The organism is Teredinibacter purpureus (assembly GCF_014217335.1).
GTDB lineage: Bacteria > Pseudomonadota > Gammaproteobacteria > Pseudomonadales > Cellvibrionaceae > Teredinibacter > Teredinibacter purpureus.
On the sequence record NZ_CP060092.1, the window covers coordinates 671,723 to 689,284 of the forward strand.

Annotated in this window: 16 protein-coding genes; 1 reads left to right on the forward strand and 15 read right to left on the reverse strand. The window is 47.0% G+C overall.

The genetic code is table 11. The features are described from left to right. Positions 1-58 precede the first annotated feature (58 nt). From H5647_RS02790 to H5647_RS02830, 9 genes are all read right to left on the reverse strand, one after another. A complete protein-coding gene (locus tag H5647_RS02790; protein WP_045856144.1) occupies positions 59-1,444 on the reverse strand; it encodes an HDOD domain-containing protein in 1,386 nt (461 codons plus the stop codon). Positions 1,445-1,642: 198 nt separating this feature from the next. Then, positions 1,643-3,715 (reverse strand): ATP-dependent DNA helicase RecG, encoded by a 2,073-nt coding sequence (recG, locus tag H5647_RS02795; protein ID WP_268871368.1) that lies wholly within the window; start codon positions 3,713-3,715, stop codon positions 1,643-1,645. A gap of 204 nt (positions 3,716-3,919) precedes the next feature. Then, on the reverse strand, positions 3,920-5,029 hold the full coding sequence (locus tag H5647_RS02800) for a Gfo/Idh/MocA family protein (RefSeq protein WP_236074748.1): 1,110 nt from the start codon (positions 5,027-5,029) through the stop codon (positions 3,920-3,922). Continuing rightward, the gene (locus H5647_RS22395; RefSeq protein WP_045856145.1) at positions 5,029-5,334 is read right to left on the reverse strand and encodes an Mpo1-like protein; all 306 of its coding nucleotides are present in this window, start codon (positions 5,332-5,334) and stop codon (positions 5,029-5,031) included. Before H5647_RS22395 ends, H5647_RS02800 begins: the two co-directional genes overlap by 1 nt. 21 nt (positions 5,335-5,355) lie before the next feature. Next, positions 5,356-5,976: a DUF938 domain-containing protein gene (locus tag H5647_RS02810; protein WP_045856148.1), complete on the reverse strand. Its 621-nt coding sequence runs from the start codon at positions 5,974-5,976 to the stop codon at positions 5,356-5,358. A 24-nt stretch (positions 5,977-6,000) separates the two neighbouring features. Continuing rightward, positions 6,001-7,512 (reverse strand): sensor domain-containing diguanylate cyclase, encoded by a 1,512-nt coding sequence (locus H5647_RS02815; protein ID WP_045856149.1) that lies wholly within the window; start codon positions 7,510-7,512, stop codon positions 6,001-6,003. A gap of 99 nt (positions 7,513-7,611) precedes the next feature. Then, the gene (locus H5647_RS02820; protein WP_045856151.1) at positions 7,612-8,457 is read right to left on the reverse strand and encodes a response regulator; all 846 of its coding nucleotides are present in this window, start codon (positions 8,455-8,457) and stop codon (positions 7,612-7,614) included. A gap of 68 nt (positions 8,458-8,525) precedes the next feature. Continuing rightward, entirely contained in the window at positions 8,526-9,299 is a 774-nt protein-coding gene (yaaA, locus tag H5647_RS02825; protein ID WP_045856154.1) for a peroxide stress protein YaaA, read from the reverse strand. Between the two features lie 108 nt (positions 9,300-9,407). Beyond that, positions 9,408-9,902, reverse strand: coding sequence for a DUF4265 domain-containing protein (locus H5647_RS02830; protein WP_045856156.1), 495 nt, complete (start codon positions 9,900-9,902; stop codon positions 9,408-9,410). Between the two features lie 90 nt (positions 9,903-9,992). On the opposite strand from H5647_RS02830, the gene H5647_RS02835 reads away from it, so the two are divergent. Further along, positions 9,993-11,291 carry a M48 family metalloprotease gene (locus H5647_RS02835; RefSeq protein WP_045861008.1) on the forward strand — a complete coding sequence of 433 codons (1,299 nt, stop codon included), beginning with the start codon at positions 9,993-9,995 and terminating at the stop codon, positions 11,289-11,291. 29 nt (positions 11,292-11,320) lie between these two features. Here H5647_RS02835 and H5647_RS02840 read toward each other — a convergent pair whose 3' ends face one another. The 6 genes from H5647_RS02840 to pstC all read right to left on the reverse strand — a co-directional run bounded on the left by H5647_RS02840 (position 11,321) and on the right by pstC (position 17,554). Further along, positions 11,321-11,524 (reverse strand): hypothetical protein, encoded by a 204-nt coding sequence (locus H5647_RS02840; protein ID WP_045856158.1) that lies wholly within the window; start codon positions 11,522-11,524, stop codon positions 11,321-11,323. A 292-nt stretch (positions 11,525-11,816) separates the two neighbouring features. Then, complete coding sequence (locus tag H5647_RS02845) at positions 11,817-12,803, reverse strand: porin (protein WP_052691831.1); 987 nt, start codon at positions 12,801-12,803, stop codon at positions 11,817-11,819. 378 nt (positions 12,804-13,181) lie between these two features. Beyond that, on the reverse strand, positions 13,182-13,901 hold the full coding sequence (phoU, locus tag H5647_RS02850) for a phosphate signaling complex protein PhoU (RefSeq protein ID WP_045856160.1): 720 nt from the start codon (positions 13,899-13,901) through the stop codon (positions 13,182-13,184). 12 nt (positions 13,902-13,913) lie between these two features. Then, positions 13,914-14,747 (reverse strand): phosphate ABC transporter ATP-binding protein PstB, encoded by an 834-nt coding sequence (gene pstB, locus H5647_RS02855; protein ID WP_045861010.1) that lies wholly within the window; start codon positions 14,745-14,747, stop codon positions 13,914-13,916. A gap of 115 nt (positions 14,748-14,862) precedes the next feature. After that, the gene (pstA, locus tag H5647_RS02860) at positions 14,863-16,161 is read right to left on the reverse strand and encodes a phosphate ABC transporter permease PstA (protein WP_045856162.1); all 1,299 of its coding nucleotides are present in this window, start codon (positions 16,159-16,161) and stop codon (positions 14,863-14,865) included. Beyond that, a complete protein-coding gene (pstC, locus tag H5647_RS02865; protein WP_045856164.1) occupies positions 16,154-17,554 on the reverse strand; it encodes a phosphate ABC transporter permease subunit PstC in 1,401 nt (466 codons plus the stop codon). Before pstC ends, pstA begins: the two co-directional genes overlap by 8 nt. Positions 17,555-17,562 lie beyond the last annotated feature (8 nt).

Genomic DNA, 17,562 nt, shown 5'->3' on the forward strand with positions numbered 1-17,562 from the left:
ACGCGGGTGGCTGTGAGTGCAAGCTCAAGACCTAATGTATAAGGTTATGTATTGGCCCTTAACCACGCATTTTTTCCGCAATGGCGTCTAGATCTTCGCCGGACTCTAAAATATTGTCGATGGTGACCTTGGCGGTTTCTCTGTCGAGTTGCAGCTCTTCAAATAAACGTTCGGGTATTGGGCGCGCGAGGGTTTTTCCAAACCCTGCTCCGGCCAGTAAGTTTTGGGCGATATGCACGAGTTTGGCATACACAGCATATTCATCGACGTATTCAGCATTGTGCTGCTGGCGTAATGCAACCACAACTTCTTGCGGCATATTCCAATTATCCATGAGCCAAGAAGCCACTTGATTGCCCGTAACACCGAGTAAATGTTGTTCGACCGATGCCATAGGTACATGGGGGTTGGCTTTACACACCCGCTCAATGTTACTCCAATAAGGTGGGAATATTTCAGCCATGACTAAATAACCAAAATTATTCAGCAGGCCCGAAAGGTACGCCATTCCAAAACTTGGACGGCTCTCTCGGCCTATACTGGTAACCAAGCCTTCAACCGCCGCCGCCGTATAGACCGCGCCGCGCCAATACTCATCAATATGAGCGGGCGTTAAGCTTCGCATCGACATTGTTCGCCCTAAAGCTAAACCCAGTGCGAGATTTAAAACCATATCAAAACCTAACACCCGCACGATGGCATCATGGACTGATTTAATTTTTCCTGGAGCAGAATAGTAGGGTGAAGCCGCCCAACTCACCACCTGCGCAGCAAGGCTGGGATCAATTTCAACAATGTTGGCTAGATCATTAATGTCAGCGTTGGGATCGGCGCGTAATTTAATAATGCGTTGAGCCGTTTCGGGAAGCGGTGGCAATTCCAAGGTTTCGTCTAACCGTTGTCGAATACGTTTCTGCGTGAAACGTTTGACCGAATCCAATATTTTTTCTTCATCGCCACGCGCATCGGTTACGAATTGTGGAATAGGCGTCGCGCAATCCACTACATCCGAAGAGGTGATAATACTCGCAAAATCTTGTTGCGCAATTTCTAACATCGAGCCGTCTGTACCGGCATACAACCATAATTTTTTCTGCTTCAGTAACGCTGCGTCTACAATGGTGGGCATACCTTGCCAACGCGGTAGCGCCGGAACACAGCTCAGCTCACCTTCTTTCATTAACGGCTTTAGCTCTTCGATATTCACACCTTCAAAATGACGGCCAGTTTGTTGCTGAAGCGCATCTAGATCGACCATGGAACCACCAGGCAGTAAAACTTGTACACGTCCCTGCGCATCTTGAAGCAGTATTGACTGAACAAGACAGGCTTGCTGTTGCTGCTGCACTAGCGCAAGGCTTGTTATGCGATCATCCATTTGAGCAATGTTGTAAGTCACTTTTTGGGTATCGAGTAACTCTTGAATACTGGCGGGTAATGGCACTTAAAATCTCCTACTATATAGGTCGCATATACGAACGGTCATCCATTCAATATAGTCGGGGATAGGCTATTTTCTAGTCGGTGAGGAGATCTTTTACCGCGTCGTTAGATCTAAGAAGCGCGAACATAGAAGCACGCGCCAGCAATACGGCCCATGGCTATAACAGCGCTGCTCGCAATAGTGGCCGGCGTGTAACGTTTAGACCTGCGCATAGATTTTACGCTGGCCTACCCAACGCTGTACGAGCTTATCCGCGATACTGGGTTGGTTTTCGAGTAGATGTTCGCCAAGCGCATTTACACGCTCGAGAAGGTGTTCGTCGCGAACCAGATCGGCCACGCGGTATTGTGCCTCCCCAGTTTGGCGGGTACCCAAAAGTTCCCCTGGGCCGCGCAATTGTAAATCTCGCTCGGCAACAACAAAGCCATCGTTCGTATCACGCAATACTTGTAACCGCGAACGCGCTTGCTCAGATAACTTTGCGCCGTATAACAACACGCAATGGCTCGCAACGCGACCACGCCCTACGCGTCCCCTTAGCTGGTGAAGCTGGGCCAGCCCAAGCCGCTCGGGATTTTCGATAATCATCAAGCTCGCGTTCGGTACGTCTACGCCCACTTCAATAACCGTGGTGGCCACCAATAGCTGTAGGTCGCCACACTTAAACGATGCCATTACGGCTTCTTTTTCACGGGACTTTAACCGACCGTGTACCAAGCCAATAGAGAGCCCCGAAAGCGCTTCTCTTAGCAAACACACGGTCTCTTCTGCATTGGCTGCGGCAAGTGTTTCGGAATCTTCAACGAGGGTACACACCCAGTAAGCTTGTTTGCCATCGATACACGCCAGCCGAATACGCTCGATCACCTGTTCACGGCGAGATTGACTAATAAGAACAGTGTTAATGGGTGTACGCCCAGGTGGCAGCTCGTCGATAACGCTATAGTCCAGCTCGGCATAGGCGGTCATCGCTAATGTGCGCGGTATGGGTGTCGCGGTCATCACAAGTTGATGCGCTATGGCGCCTGCGGGGGATTTTTGTCGAAGACTTAAACGTTGGTCCACCCCAAACCGGTGCTGTTCATCAATGACCGCTAGGCCCAATTGACTGAACGTAACGTCCTCTTGGAAAAGTGCGTGGGTACCCACCACAATGTGCGCTTCACCGCTCGCGATACGGACTAACGCATCTCGACGTTTGGCTGCCGTTAATTTACCCACCAACCATTCCACGTTAAAACCCAGAACACGCATCCAATCACTAAAGTTATAAAAATGTTGCTCCGCTAAAATTTCAGTTGGCGCAACCACGGCTACCTGTCGGCCACTGGACACTCCCGCCAAAGCCGCCATTGCCGCAACTAAGGTTTTGCCCGACCCAACATCGCCCTGCACCATGCGAAGCATTGGCTTGCCGGCAATAAGGTCTCGCGCTATATCAGCGATTACCCGCTCTTGTGCGCCCGTTAAGGAAAACGGTAACTGCGCTAAAAACCGTTCTCGCAGGTCAGACGCAAGCACAAGCACGGGTGCTGATTCGATGGCCGCCAGCGCATGTATTTTTCGACGCGCTAAGAAATTCGCTAATAGCTCTTCGAACGCCAAACGCTGTTGATTCGGATGCAAGCCTTCCATCAAGGTCGCTACCGGCGCATCGTGCGGTGGGTGGTGCATATAGGTGAGCGCGTGCGTTAAGGATTCGCATTGAAAGTTGTGATTAACCTCGACCGGTAACATCTCGTCCGGCGGGTACTGATGAATCATTGCCACCGCTTGCTCCACAATCCCGCGCATTCGCGTCTGTGAAATACCCTCGGTGAGGCCATAAATAGGGGTTAAATTTTCGTCGACAGGGGTTGGCTGTCGCTCATCCACAAAGTCATATTCGGGGTGATAAAACTCCATGCCAGAGGTGCCCAAACGCGGCTCGCCATAACACCGAAGTAACGCTCCCTGCTGAAACTTATCTTTTTGGTAGCCACTAAAATGATAAAACCGCAAACAAACGGTTCCAGTATCGTCTTCTACAATCACCACTAAGCTGCGCTTGCGACCCATTGCGACTTGTACACGCAATACGCGCGCCTGAATCATCACCGTGGTATTCAGCTGTAATTGCGCGATAGCGGTAATGTGTGTGCGATCGAGATAACGAATAGGGAGATGAAAAAGAATATCTTGTAGGGTTTTTAACCCAATTTTTTCCAGCGTCACGGCGAGTCTTTCACCCACACCTTTTATTACCGTCACGGGCAAATTTTCCAACGGAATTTTTTGATTTTTCGGAACGGTTTTAGGCGTAATCTCAGACGTGGTCACGACAGTTTAGCGGTGCCTTTTATGATTAATGCGCGGCGAATATATTCGGCTAGCGTTTATTCCGTTTTACGGCGTAGCCGAATACCCTACGGTTATTGAACCAAGCTCTGCACGTGATTTCAAACAGTATTTTTTTTCGCCGACAATAGGTGCGCGTTACCCCTTTTTCAACTCGACTCTCTCACCACCCGCGGCATGGGATTTTAACGCCGCCTCCACTACGCGGATATCTGCCAATCCTTCTTCTCCTGGCGCCAATACGCGCGAGTTATGGAAAATGGCTATAGCATCGTCATCCATTTGCTTTGCTTGCTGATTCACTACGGTCTTATTTAGGAATGTTCCGTCACTCGTTTTTCCCTTTACACCTGTATACGACTGCATAGGTGAAAGCTCGTACCAACCTTCGGCGCACGTTGCCCGTAAGATATTCATATTTTTACCGACACTGGTGGCACATTTTGCGATAGCGCCGCTCGGAAATTCCAATGTAAGCTCTGCGGATTCGTCCACCTCTTTAAATATCTCTTTTCGCTCTACAGATAAGCGTGCGCTCACGGCGATGGGGTCTTCACCTAGCGCATAACGCGCGGCATTAATGGGGTACACACCCATATCATAGAGAGCTCCACCACCCATTGAACGTTTTAATCGCCAGTGATCTGCCGCAGGTGCTTCCCCCTCATAACCCGCTTGCGCAACGATGGATTCGATCGCCCCAAAGGGTTTGGTGCGCGCATATTCCATCACGGTTTGAGTGTTCGGTTCGTGGTGTAAACGATATCCCACGGTTAGCTGCACCTGATTCTTTGTACACGCGGCAATAATAGTCTCGCATTCACTTGCGGTCATAGCCATGGGTTTTTCACACCACACGTGCTTACCCGCATTCGCCGCTATCACAGAATATTTCATATGTAACGCGGTAGGGACCACAATGTAAATAACATCAATTTCGTGGTTGTCGGCAATTTCGTGCATATTTTCATAAGAATAAACATTTCGGTCGGCGATACCGTATTGCTTTTGCCATACCGGCACTTTTTCCGGGCTACCGGTAACAATACCTTTTAGTTCGCAATATTTAGTTAACTGCAATGCTGGAGCCAATAGGTCTTGACTGTAATAACCCAGCCCTACGAGCGCTACGCCAATTTTACGTTTTACCGGCAACGAAAATACGCGGCTACTATAAGCACTCGAAGCCGCTGCAATAGCGCCTGCTACTTGGATTAAGTGCCGCCTAGAAAATTTTGAATGCATCATCAAGCCCTCCTATTATTATGTTTTAGAACTTTCGTAAACCACCACCGTAGGCCCACAAAGAGAAAGCGCCAACCGTGGAAAAACTCCGGCCATTTGCGTTCAAAAGCATGGCCTACGAACTGCAGTATCCAGCCCACAACAAATAGACTAAACGCGAGCCTGATCAGCGCTGGCCACAGCATACCAAAAGGAAAGAGAGCAATAGATAAAATTATGAGGGGTATACCAACGCAATGACATCGCTGGTTGATGACATTTTGGTGGCACTGGGAATATTCCGTCAGCCACTGTAAGCGCCATAACACTTACCCGTTTAGTAAAGGCGCTTACGACTCTCCCGCACCGGCAATGCCCGACTGCTTTACCCATACCAACAATCGATTATTGGCTGGCATAGTATTGTCTTCAAAAATAGAAAGGCCTACCTTTTCGGCCAGTGCATTCATTTTCTCAAAATCTCGAATACCTTGCGCCGGGTGCTGCTGCCTAAGCCACGCATCAAAATTTGCATTACTTTCGCTGGTAAACTTTCCCTCGTAATTAAACGGGCCATACAAGGCAAATACACCCCCTGTTGGCAGTTTTTCGCCTACTCGCTCTATCATTCGCACGGTAATATCCCAAGGCATTATATGCGCGGTGTTCGCGCTGAAAACCGCATCAACACCCTCTACCGGCCAATTATCGTCTAGCACATCAAACGGTTTCGGCGGGTTTAATCGATTGTGCTCCACGTCGCTACACCACATTTCTATGCCGGGTAGGTTTTCTGCTCTATCTGTTGGCTGCCATTCAAGATGCGTTAATTGGGTTGAAAAATGCACGGCATGCTGTCCAGTGCCGCTACCAATTTCGAGCACTTTTGACGAAATATCAAATACGCGCTCTAGTACTTCTACAATAGGGGTTTTGTTGTTTTCACTGGCTTGAGAAAAAGGCTTGGTCATTGGAAAGCTTCGTCGTTATGCCGTTCAGGCAATGATTGTTTGGTTACGGCCGTTATTTTTTGCGCGGTAAAGCGCCTCATCGGCTCTATTCAGTACATCACTGTATTCTTCATCCTGTAAAAGTTCTGCGCAGCCAATGCTGATACTCAACTTTAACTTGTCTGATGAAAATACATTAGTTAACACTGCCATACGAATCCGTTCAGCTAATCGCTCACTTTCCTTAATATCTGAATTAGGTAATACAATTAAAAACTCTTCTCCTCCATGACGGCTCACTTGATCACTCGCCCTAACATTGAATGTCAATATGGAGGACACTTCTACTAATACCTTATCGCCTACGGCATGGCCAAATTCATCATTCACTTTTTTAAAATGATCAATATCCAATAGCATAAAGCTCATATGCTGATGATAGCGACTATTGTAGGTTATCATTGAATCCACAATGCGTGTCATAGCACGTCGATTCATCAATTTTGTCAGCGGATCAGTGTCTGCTAATCGCTCAATTTTACGCATAAGCTGATTTTGATGAAACACCATATAAATAAGTGCCAAAGCAAAGACTATTACCACCAAGCGTGCAGCGGACGCTCGCAACGACAATTCTAATAGAACTTTCTGAGGTACTTTATGCAACAACATGACTTGTTGCTCCATAATTATTTGTAAATACATTAAATTACCGGGACGCTGCTCGATTGCGCTCGACTCCATGAGTGCATCTTTCAAGATTACCTGGTGCTTTTCGTCAATAAGCGCCGAATAACCGGCAATGTTCGATCCTCTTATTTCCTTTGCCAAACTATCAAGGCCGATATCAAGCGATACAACGCCTCGAAAAGTGTGTGCGTGCATGACGGGCAAAGAAAGGCTTATCATCATGCCTTTTCCGCCAGCATCTTCATAGACATCTGTAACCACTAACTCTAGCGTTGGGTTATTGTGTGGTATCGCCTGCTGCCAAAATGCTTTAGCCAAATGTTTTTCCTCAAAATGAAATTGATCCAACCCAACAGATGGCGCTAGGAAAAAGAATTTTTTGGCCGACGTATAATACGCCCACTTTAAATCTGGCTGTGCATCGATCACGCTTTCCAACATTGAATTTAACGATAATGCGGCATTTAATTCCGCGTAATGATGAATATCCGTATCTTCTAACCGACCAGCACCCGAAAGCGAGCCCACAAGCCTTAACTTAGGCTCTCCATAATAGCGATTATCGCGACCATAAATTCCCTTAGATGGAATATCGCGCAGCTCCGTAATTTCGGGGAAATGTAATAAACCCGCTTCCGCCAGCTCTAAATTAGATTCCATCGTATTCCGTAAACTAAACAGTAGATGTTTACTTAATACAAAATATTCTCGCAATGCACGTGCACGCGATTCAACATCACGCTCGATAGCCGTTTCTTGTCTAATCATTTCGCGACTTATAATACTGTAGGCTCCCAGCACAAGCGTCGTTACTAGTATTATCAGCACCAGTAACGTCCGCATAAATGTGTTGTTCAATACTGTCATGGCCTAAAGCCTATCTCTTCTTTTTATTAACCATGGTTAATACCGTCTAGTCCCGCAAGCCTCTGCTTCAGACGCTGCCCATCGATAGCGCTTCGCTTTCTACGCAATGGCTTTTGACAAAATTTCGAATTTCTCAGGATCATTATCAACAAAGCGAATCACTATTTTCAGTTTGCTGGTATTGGGGTTGTTTTCAACCGCTTGAATACTATGAACATAGCCATTCAAGCGCGCCAATGCTTCGCCGCTTTTGCTTTCAAGATCGACTACAGCTTGATCGAATACGGTGGGTAATGTTTCAGGACGAACAATAAATCCTTGTAGGGCTTGCAATGAAAGGTCTCGTACGACGCATTGACAGGTGAGTGCGGGAAAGCGCAACTGGGCCTTTCCTTCAAACCGGCCACCGGCCACTTCGGTAGCCGCTTTCGCGGGCTTACCCTCTCGCTTTGTCTGTGGTGTCGCGCGCCCTTTTTCCACCGTCCGTGCTTCTGTCTTACCGCCCGTAAGTACATCAATGGAACCAAAGCCCGTGTCTCGCTGCGCCGAACGAGCGCTGTCTTTATAGCCAATTTTGCGCAGTTGTTTATTCACCTTTCGGCGCAACTCGTCTGCAGTAAACGGCTTGCTCAAGTAGTCGCTCACGCCTGTTTCAATAGCTTTAACAATATGATCTCGGTCACCCCGACTACTGATCATAATAAAAGGCACTTTAGGCGTGTTCGATTCTGTTCTCACCCAATGCAGTAATTCTGCTCCTGACATCTCGGGCATTTCCCAGTCGGAGAGTACGAGGTCAATCTTGTTGAGTTTCATCACCGACACCGCTCGCCTCCCGTCAACCGCGTCGTGTATTTCAATATTGGCCAAAAACTGGCGCAAGGTACGCTTAACGGTGTCACGAACAAAACTCGCATCATCCACGACTAAAACTTTAAGTGCCATTATGCTCCCTAATCGGTCGATCAGTCGGCGAGATGAATGATGGGGAGCAGGCCATAGGCCCGTTGGGCCTACTCCATATTGCGAGTAAACACTAACTCACTACCATCAGACATTGCGCTATTAAAGCGATAACCATCCCAATCAAAGCCTTTTAACCGTTCAGGATCAGTAATGCCATTGCTTATAATATAGGCGCTCATTCGGCCTCTCGCCTTTTTCGCAAAGAAGCTAATAATTTTGTACTGGCCGTTTTTCCAATCTTTAAAAACGGGTGTAATAACTTCGGCGTTTAAAGCCTCTTTTTTAACCGATTTAAAGTATTCGTTAGAGGCTAGATTGACTATCGTTTCACTGCCTAGCTGCTTCAATTGTTTGTTCAAGGCATCGGTTATTTTATTGCCCCAAAAGCTATACAAATCTTTGCCCCGAGCCGTCGGAAAGCGGGTACCCATTTCTAACCGATACGCTTGCATAAGGTCTAAGGGTTTTAATAGCCCATATAAGCCCGAAAGAATGCGTAAATGCTGTTGGGCAAACGCAAAGTCATCATCAGAGAACGCGTACGCATCGAGCCCTACATACACATCCCCTTTAAACGCAAGTACTGCAGGCCGGGCATTATTGGGTTTGAAGGGGAGGTTCCACTGCTGAAAGCGATCGTAATTAAGTACTCCGAGCTTGTCGCTAATATGCATAAGTTCAGAAACATGTTGAGGCGACAGTTTTTTGAGGTCGACCATCAGTTCATTGGCGTCATCCAACAGCGCAGCTTTAGTGTGCTTACGTGTAGGTAAGGCCGTTTCATAATCTAAGTTTTTAGCAGGTGAAATAACAATTAGCATAACGATTGAGTTCTAGTGAGAAGAAGGATTGCACAACAAACAGCAGGCTGATCGTCTTGTTTACGGAATTTACAAGCAGGGCTAAACAACTTACATCAGCCCCCGCTGTTATTCTGGTTTTAAGAGTTCTTGCCACCAATTGAGTGGTACTAACTCGTCATTTTCGACGTGGTAGACGTTGCCATACATCCATCCGCTTTCGCTTTTTTCGCCGACATATTGGTCTAACAAGGCCTCTATCGCCTGAAATCCGCAGCTGACATGTATGCTCAGTACAACCATTCGCTCATTTCTAAAATCCGTAACACCACCCAGTTTTTCGAAAGGTGGTATTAAGCGATCGGCGATTAACGCAATATCATTTTTACTGATCACACGGATACAGAGGTTGCCCGCGCGCTTGATGAGCGTGTGCGTGCCTCTCTCTTTTTCAACCGCGATAACGTCGCCACGGGCAATACCTCGTACAAAGGCTGGCGATTTTTCCAGCTGAAACTGATTAGGTTCAATTTCGATAGCCGCGAGGGTTTCGATAACGGGTTTGCCATCTGGCTTCGCACCAGCAAATAAAGCTATATCTTGAACGGGTAGGTCATTACTCATGGAAAAATCACTGTGATAGGAGAAGCGTTATTTTTTAAGGGGCGTTATTATAATGCCCACTCGCCCCGAAAAGGAAAAAAGGACGCTTTTATGTTACATCCATTACGCCATGCCTCTTTGTTAGCCCGCTTAAGCCTGTTTATCGCCTGCACTATGGCCGTATTGAGTGGCTGTACGGTCAACCAAGTAACGGGGCAACGTCAGTTTACAATGCCTTTTGCGGAACAGGTAAAGATCGGCAACGCACAATACGGTCCCTCACAACAACAGCAAGGTGGCCGTTATGTTATTGACCCTGATCTCAACGTGTATGTCAGCGAAGTAGGGAAGGCCGTCGCCGCGCCAAGCCCTGTAAAGCTCCCTTTTGAGTTTGTCGTACTCAACAACGATGAGCCCAACGCTTGGGCCCTGCCTGGCGGCAAAATTGCCATTAATCGTGGTTTACTCGTATTGCTTGAAGACGAAGCCCAGCTGGCAGCAGTGCTGGGCCATGAAGTCGTGCATGCGGCAGCCGAACATTCCGCAAGCCAAATGCGTACCGCGCAGATAGTGGGCATAGGCATCTTGGTTGCAGGGGTTGCGGCCACTCAGATGGAGGGAGAAAATGCCGCGCTACTGGGCCTAGGTGCTGCCGTTGGCGGTAAGATGTTTCAGGCCCGCTACGGCCGCAACCAAGAACTCCAAGCCGACGATTACGGTATTAATTATATGGTGGCAGCCGGCTATAACCCTCAAGCGGCGGTGGAGTTACAACAAAAATTTGTTGAGCTTTCAGCGGGAAGGCAAAGCGATTTGCTCAGCAATTTATTTGCCAGCCATCCTCCCTCGCAAGAGCGCGTGAATAAAAATAGAGCAAAGGCGGCAAGTCTTCCTAGCGGCAAGCGCAATGCGTTGGCCTTTCAGCGTGCCATTGCACAACTCAAAAAGGATCAACCCGCTTACGACACACACCAAAAAGCACTCGCTGCCGTCGCAGAAAAACAATACGATCAAGCGTTGTCGCTCACCAATAGCGCGCTAAAAAAACAACCCAACGAAGCTCTGTTTTACATCACAAAAGGCAAGGTACTGACGGCACAAAATAACGTGGCAGGTGCCCGCAATGCTTTCGATAAGGCTGCGCGCTTAAACCCCGATTATTTTATGGGTCAACTTGGATTGGGCTTAAGTGAGGCTAGCTTAAAACATTATAGTCAAGCGAAAGCAGCGTTATTGAAAAGCCAAAAATTACTGCCCACAAGCATTGCACTCTACAATTTAGGTGAAGTAGAACAGCAACAAGGCAATCGCCAGCAGGCGATAGAGTATTACCAAGCGGCGGCTAAAGATACTGGCGATATTGGGCGAGCGGCAAAACAAAAACTGTTGGATTTAAACGTAGAAGGCTAACGCAACGGCAATGTTGTAATCGCTGTTAATTAGCACGCAAAGTTGCCGTCTTTTCGACGGCTTTCGCATTCTTTTCTTATATTTTCGCAGGCTGTTACTTTGCCTGGCGAAGAAGGGCTTCGAGTAACACATTCATCATTTTTCGCGGCTAGCTCTTGGTTGCTCATACTGCTCATTCCGCCTTCACACCCGGTAATTAGTGCAGCTGTTAGCAATAGTGTAGGTAATTTCATTGGGGTTCTTGTCCTCGCGGTAGGGGCAAAATTTCAGGAAGCACTGACGAAAATGAGGGTTAAACAGGACAATACGTGCAGAAACACCTGTTCTCGCTCTTTTTGAGTGTAGCGCATAACCCACAGTAAGCAGCCAAAATGTCAGCTGTTTTCAAGCCGATAAGCACGCAAAAGGGCGCCTCTATGGGCGCCCTTTTGCGTAAACCGCGGTTAATAGTGCACGCACTATTTCAAAGAAAAATCGCTTACCGTGTAGGGTAAAGCTCTACCCCCCTACCCAGCACTAATGCGTTTAAAACTTGAGTACAGCACCCACGCCGATGAAGGTATCGTCCAAGACTTCATCAGATTCTTCTTGGGAAATATAGCTAAGGAGCGAAAGGGATTTACTCACGGTGTAGTCAACACCGACGCTAAGCGTTGTTGCTCCCATCTCTTTAATATCGGATTCGCCATATTGAAACTTGAGCGTAGTTGCATCGATTTTATATTTGGCCGAAATCAATACAGCATTCGCGCTGTCACCTTCAGCCGGTTCGAACGTTTCATACAAGCCACCCAGTTGGAGGTTAGAAAAATTATAGACTGCGGTTAGCCGTAAGCCGGTAGAGTCTGTTTCTTCCACGCCATTATCGTAACCGACAGAGACATAAAGGGCGTCTGCTTTATAGGTTGCAGAGGCCGATACGCCAGAATCTTCACCGTCTTCTTCACTCGCTATATAGTGAACCGATGCAGACATAGCGCCCATTGATGGCGTAGTGTATGCCACCGAGTTGGACATACGATTATCATTGGGTGTCAGGGCACTTCCCATATCACCTTCGAGATCACCAAATACATCAACTTTGCCTTGCGAGGTTTTAAACGCTGTATCAAAGACGCCCGCTCGCACAAAACCAAAATCGCCTTTTACACCTAAAAATGCATTTCGTTGCGTCCACGTGTCTTTGTCATCGGGATCTATGCCCAGCTCGTATTGATAGACCGCCGTTAAACCACCTTCAACATCTTCAGAACCTTTAAAACCGATACGAGACGAATTGTTTTTAACTTCAAATACCGAGGCACCAGCTCTGTCAGCACTTTGAAGTGATAGGTTAAATTTACCGTATACGTCTACCTCTGCGTTCACGGTTGTAGCCATAGTTACAGCCATTATTGCCGCTAACAATTTCTTATTCATAGGTTTTCCCCCATTAATGATCGATAGACCGCCCACACCCAAATCACTACTGCGCGGCTCCATTATTTCAATACGATTAAATATTTGTTGCAACTATATGTCCATAATATGACAAATACGTGACAGGCGACGCGAATTTTAACCGCTATCCCCTTTTTCACAATGGCCCATATCAAACAAATCCAGATTACGTATTTTTTACCGTACAGCCTAAACGTAGTGCTTTTGTTTTGTGAAAATATAGATCAATTTCAGTCAGTTGGTGAGATTTGCATCAATGGGAAGACAATATACGGGAAACACAGCGCGTGTTAGTGATTATCGAAAAAGGAGTTTACCCCTTTAAGCCAATTTTCGTGCAAAAAAAAGCCTGATTTAACAACGGTATATTGGCGTGTTAAAACACCTTTTTAGCGTCGTTAATTCAAGCTTTGGCTTTGTTGCGCTGCGCGATACGGCCGCCGGAGCCGGTTAGGTCGATTCGCCTAGCTGTTTTTCAATATCTTTAAAAGACACGTGGCGCACATCGGTTCCGCGAACCAAATAAATGACGTGTTCGGCAATATTACGTGAGTGATCACCAATACGCTCCAACGAACGCAGTGCCCACATAATATTCAATACACGCGAAATACTCCGAGGGTCTTCCATCATCTGGGTAACCATTTCACGCATAGCCGATTTATATTCGCGGTCTATGTGGCCGTCATCACGCATTACTTTAATAGCCGCGCGTACATCGAAATGCGCAAACGCATCTAAAGCGGCATTTAACATTTTTTGTACGTTGGTAGACAAATGGCGAATTTCGATAAAGCCCTGTGGTACGAAATCGGTATCGCTAAGCTCTTGAGCCATACGCGCAATTTTTACGGCTTCGTCGCCCACCCGCTCTAAATCTCGAATGGCTTTGGTAACAATTAGGACTAAGCGTAAATCGGAAGCCGCAGGCTGGCGACGTGCCAGTAAATCGGTACATTCTGCATCGATTGAAACTTCTAGTCGGTTGACTTCTTTTTCGGCTTGTAGAACTTTATCGGCAATCGCCGCATCAGCATCTTGTAATGCTTGTACAGCGTCGGTCAATTGACCTTCCACTAAACCACCCATTTTCAGAAGAGCCGTACGCAACTGCTCTAAATCAGCATTAAACTGCCGAGAAATATGCTGGTCGAGATTCATGGTATCCATAGTTTCGTCCCACTAGCCGAATCGGCCGGTAATATAGGCTTCTGTTAATGCGTGATCCGGAGTCGTAAACACTTTTTTAGTGTCGTTCACTTCTATTAATTTTCCAAGATGGAAATACGCCGTTCGATGTGAAACACGAGCAGCTTGCTGCATGGAATGTGTCACAATGGCTATAGTAAAGTTTTGGCTCAACTCCGCAATCAACTCTTCAATTTTAGCGGTAGCAATAGGGTCCAATGCCGAACAAGGTTCATCCATTAAAATAACCTCTGGGCTAATCGCTATGGTACGCGCAATACAAAGACGTTGCTGTTGACCACCCGACAATCCAGTACCCGGCTGGTGCAATCGATCTTTTACTTCATCCCATAAGCTCGCTCGACGCAAACTGGTTTCTACAATTTCGTCCATTTCGGTACGCCGCCGAACCAAACCATGAATTTTAGGCCCATAGGCCACATTCTCATAAATCGATTTGGGAAAAGGATTGGGCTTTTGAAACACCATGCCCACTCGCGCTCGCAACGGCACCACATCCAGTTTTGGATCGTATATATTCATACCGTCCAAAGACAATTCACCCTCTACCCGGCACGTTTCAATGGTGTCGTTCATGCGGTTCAGGCAACGAAGAAAGGTCGATTTACCGCAGCCAGAAGGGCCAATCATGGCAATAACTTCATTTTCTGCAATGTCGAGATTTACATCAAATACAGCCTGCTTCTCCCCATAGAAAACATCAACGCCACGCATGGTGAACTTTGGGTTGTCTACTAATGGAATACCCACCGTTTTCGACTTCGCGGCCACATCAACCATTTCCGCAATTGCGGTTTGCTCATTCATTGTGTTTGTCTCTTGCTGCTTTGCTGTACCAAAGGGTTTTGCTGCTTGCGCATTAGCCATAGTGTTAGGTTTTTCGGTGGTAATGTCCATAGAATCAATCCCATCAATAGCGCGTTTACCAGCGACGCTCGAGGCGCTTTCGCAACCATATAGCGAGTGTATTCATGGTGATTAAGAAGGCTAATAGCACCATGATGGCGGCAGACGTTCGCTCTACAAATGCACGCTCTGGGCTATCGGCCCATAAGAAAATTTGAACGGGCAATACGGTCGCTGGGTCGCCTATGCTGCCAGGTACATCGGCGATAAATGCAACCATACCAATCATTAATAATGGCGCGGTTTCACCGAGCGCCTGAGCCATACCGATAATAGCACCCGTCAACATACCCGGCATCGCAAGCGGCATAACGTGCTGCAAAATCATTTGCATTTTGGAAGCCCCCATACCCAATGCTGCCTCTCTAATAGAAGGTGGCACCGCTTTAATGGCTGCTCGGCTCGAAATAATAACCGTGGGTAATGTCATGAGCGTTAGCACTAACCCTCCCACCAGAGGAATTGAGCGCGGCATGCCGAAAAAATTAAGGAATATAGCCAAGCCTAACAAGCCAAAAATAACCGACGGTACCGCCGCTAGGTTGTTAATGTTCACTTCAATAAAATCAGTGAAACGATTTCGCTTCGCGTACTCTTCCAAATAAATAGCCGCAGCAACACCAATAGGAAACGACAACATACCCGTTACTAACAATGTAAACAGGCTTCCTAATAACGCGCCCAATATTCCCGCTTGTTCTGGCTCAGCAGAATCACCCGACGTAAAAAATTGGGTATTGAACTGCATATCAATTTGATCAGATTCGACAAACGCTTCAATCCATTCCAACTGTTTTTTATTCAAACGACCAATAAATGGCTCACCTTCATCTCGACTTTTTACATAGGTGTCGACATCGTCGTCGGCTAGAATATCGAGCGTGCGTGTTTCGCCTAACAGACGGGGGTTGGCGGCCACTAAATCTCGAAGATAAAACGAAGCACCGTAACTGGTTAGCGCATACAATTTACGTTTGTCTTTTCGGGCTTTAACCTCCGGAAATTGCTTTAACAGCGATTGGCGAATAATGCCGGTAAAGTTTGCCAGCGCTAGCTGTTCTTCGGTGACGTCGCTAATGCCTAGTGTTTCAGCATCAAAATGAATCTCCATTTTAATGTAGGTTTGACGAAAAGCGCCGCTACCGTTACTAATAATATCGGTAAATAATATGATTAACGCCAGTATGCCAACGCCAACCGACATCATGCCAAATAAACGAAACCGTTTTTCCGCTGCGTAGCGTTTTTTTAAGCTTCGATTGACAAGCTCAGCAGTCGTCGGCTTAGACTTTTTTACCTTCTCTGAACTATTCATATTGTTCACGGTATTTTCTCACCACATATAGAGCAATGTAATTTAAGATTAACGTCACGACAAACAGCATAAGGCCTAAAGCAAAAGCGGCTAGCGTTTTAGGGCTATCAAATTCTTGATCGCCAACGAGTAAAGTGACAATTTGTACAGTAACGGTAGTCACTGAATCTAAAGGGTTTGCGGTTAATTTAGCCGCTAAACCGGCGGCCATTACAACAATCATGGTTTCGCCAATTGCACGACTCACCGCAAGTAGAACGCCACCGACTATACCGGGCAGTGCTGCGGGAATGACTACTTGGCGAATAACTTCTGAGCGGGTAGCCCCCAAACCAAATGCACCGTCACGCAAGGATTGTGGTACAGCGTTAATCACATCATCAGACAGGGAGGATATAAACGGAATAATCATTACCCCCATCACCAAGCCCGCAGCCAAAGCACTCTCAGACGTAACCGTAACAAAGTTATCCAGCCCCATTGCAAGAGCCACATCACGAATAAAAGGTGCAACGGTAATGGCGGCAAAGAATCCATAAACGACCGTAGGTATACCCGCGAGAATTTCAAGCAACGGTTTAACAATAGAGCGTACATTACGCGGCGCATATTCCGACAAATAGATAGCAGACATTAAACCGGTCGGTACGGCGAGCAGCATAGCGATACCGGCAATTAATAAGGTACCGGCAAATAGTGGAACCGCTCCGAAACTACTAGAACCTGCTACTTGATCTTTACGGATAGCCGTTTGCGGGCTCCACTCTAAGCCGAAGAGAAATTCACTAATGGGAACCGCATGAAAAAACCGAAGAGATTCGATAAGCACCGACATGACAATGCCAACCGTCGTTAGAATAGCGAGCGATGCACACCCCAACAACACGATGCGAAACATTTTTTCCACTTTCGATCGAGCCCGCAATTGCGGGTTAATTCTCCACCAACAATATCCACCGGTTAACGCCATTAATGACAAGGTGAAGGACGCAATAATCCAACGGCTAAGATTAGTAAGGCTTTGAATACGCTCAACAGCTACCGTCATATAAGCCGGTATTTCGCTGCTAATCTTTTGCCCGGCGGCCAAATTATATATTTGATTAAGAATTAACCCTCGCTTGGCGTTATCGCTGAAGTCTATAGTCGCGGGCAATTCACTTAAGACGATACCTTCGATCACGCGTGTATCGAACATTTCCCATAATGCCAGTAGCACGATTGCAGGTACCGCCGCCCAGAGTGCGGCCAGTACCCCGTAGTAGTAAGGCAGAGAATTCAAATAACGGGTACCGCCTACCGAGCTGGCCACGGAAAGCGACCGGCCGCGGCCAAGATAGAAGACCGCCATAAACACGGCGCCCATCAATATGATTAGTACCCAGGTATCCATTACAGCAT

Bases quoted from the DNA above. Each gene is read 5' to 3' on its own strand.
- H5647_RS02800 (WP_236074748.1), bottom strand. From the start codon at position 5,029: ATGATGCATTCAAAATTTTCTAGGCGGCACTTAATCCAAGTAGCAGGC.
- H5647_RS02810 (WP_045856148.1), bottom strand. From the start codon at position 5,976: ATGACCAAGCCTTTTTCTCAAGCCAGTGAAAACAACAAAACCCCTATT.
- H5647_RS02815 (WP_045856149.1), bottom strand. From the start codon at position 7,512: ATGACAGTATTGAACAACACATTTATGCGGACGTTACTGGTGCTGATA.
- H5647_RS02820 (WP_045856151.1), bottom strand. From the start codon at position 8,457: ATGGCACTTAAAGTTTTAGTCGTGGATGATGCGAGTTTTGTTCGTGAC.
- yaaA (WP_045856154.1), bottom strand. From the start codon at position 9,299: ATGCTAATTGTTATTTCACCTGCTAAAAACTTAGATTATGAAACGGCC.
- H5647_RS02830 (WP_045856156.1), bottom strand. From the start codon at position 9,902: ATGAGTAATGACCTACCCGTTCAAGATATAGCTTTATTTGCTGGTGCG.
- H5647_RS02835 (WP_045861008.1), top strand. From the start codon at position 9,993: ATGTTACATCCATTACGCCATGCCTCTTTGTTAGCCCGCTTAAGCCTG.
- H5647_RS02840 (WP_045856158.1), bottom strand. From the start codon at position 11,524: ATGAAATTACCTACACTATTGCTAACAGCTGCACTAATTACCGGGTGT.
- phoU (WP_045856160.1), bottom strand. From the start codon at position 13,901: ATGGATACCATGAATCTCGACCAGCATATTTCTCGGCAGTTTAATGCT.
- pstB (WP_045861010.1), bottom strand. From the start codon at position 14,747: ATGAATGAGCAAACCGCAATTGCGGAAATGGTTGATGTGGCCGCGAAG.
- pstA (WP_045856162.1), bottom strand. From the start codon at position 16,161: ATGAATAGTTCAGAGAAGGTAAAAAAGTCTAAGCCGACGACTGCTGAG.
- pstC (WP_045856164.1), bottom strand. From the start codon at position 17,554: ATGGATACCTGGGTACTAATCATATTGATGGGCGCCGTGTTTATGGCG.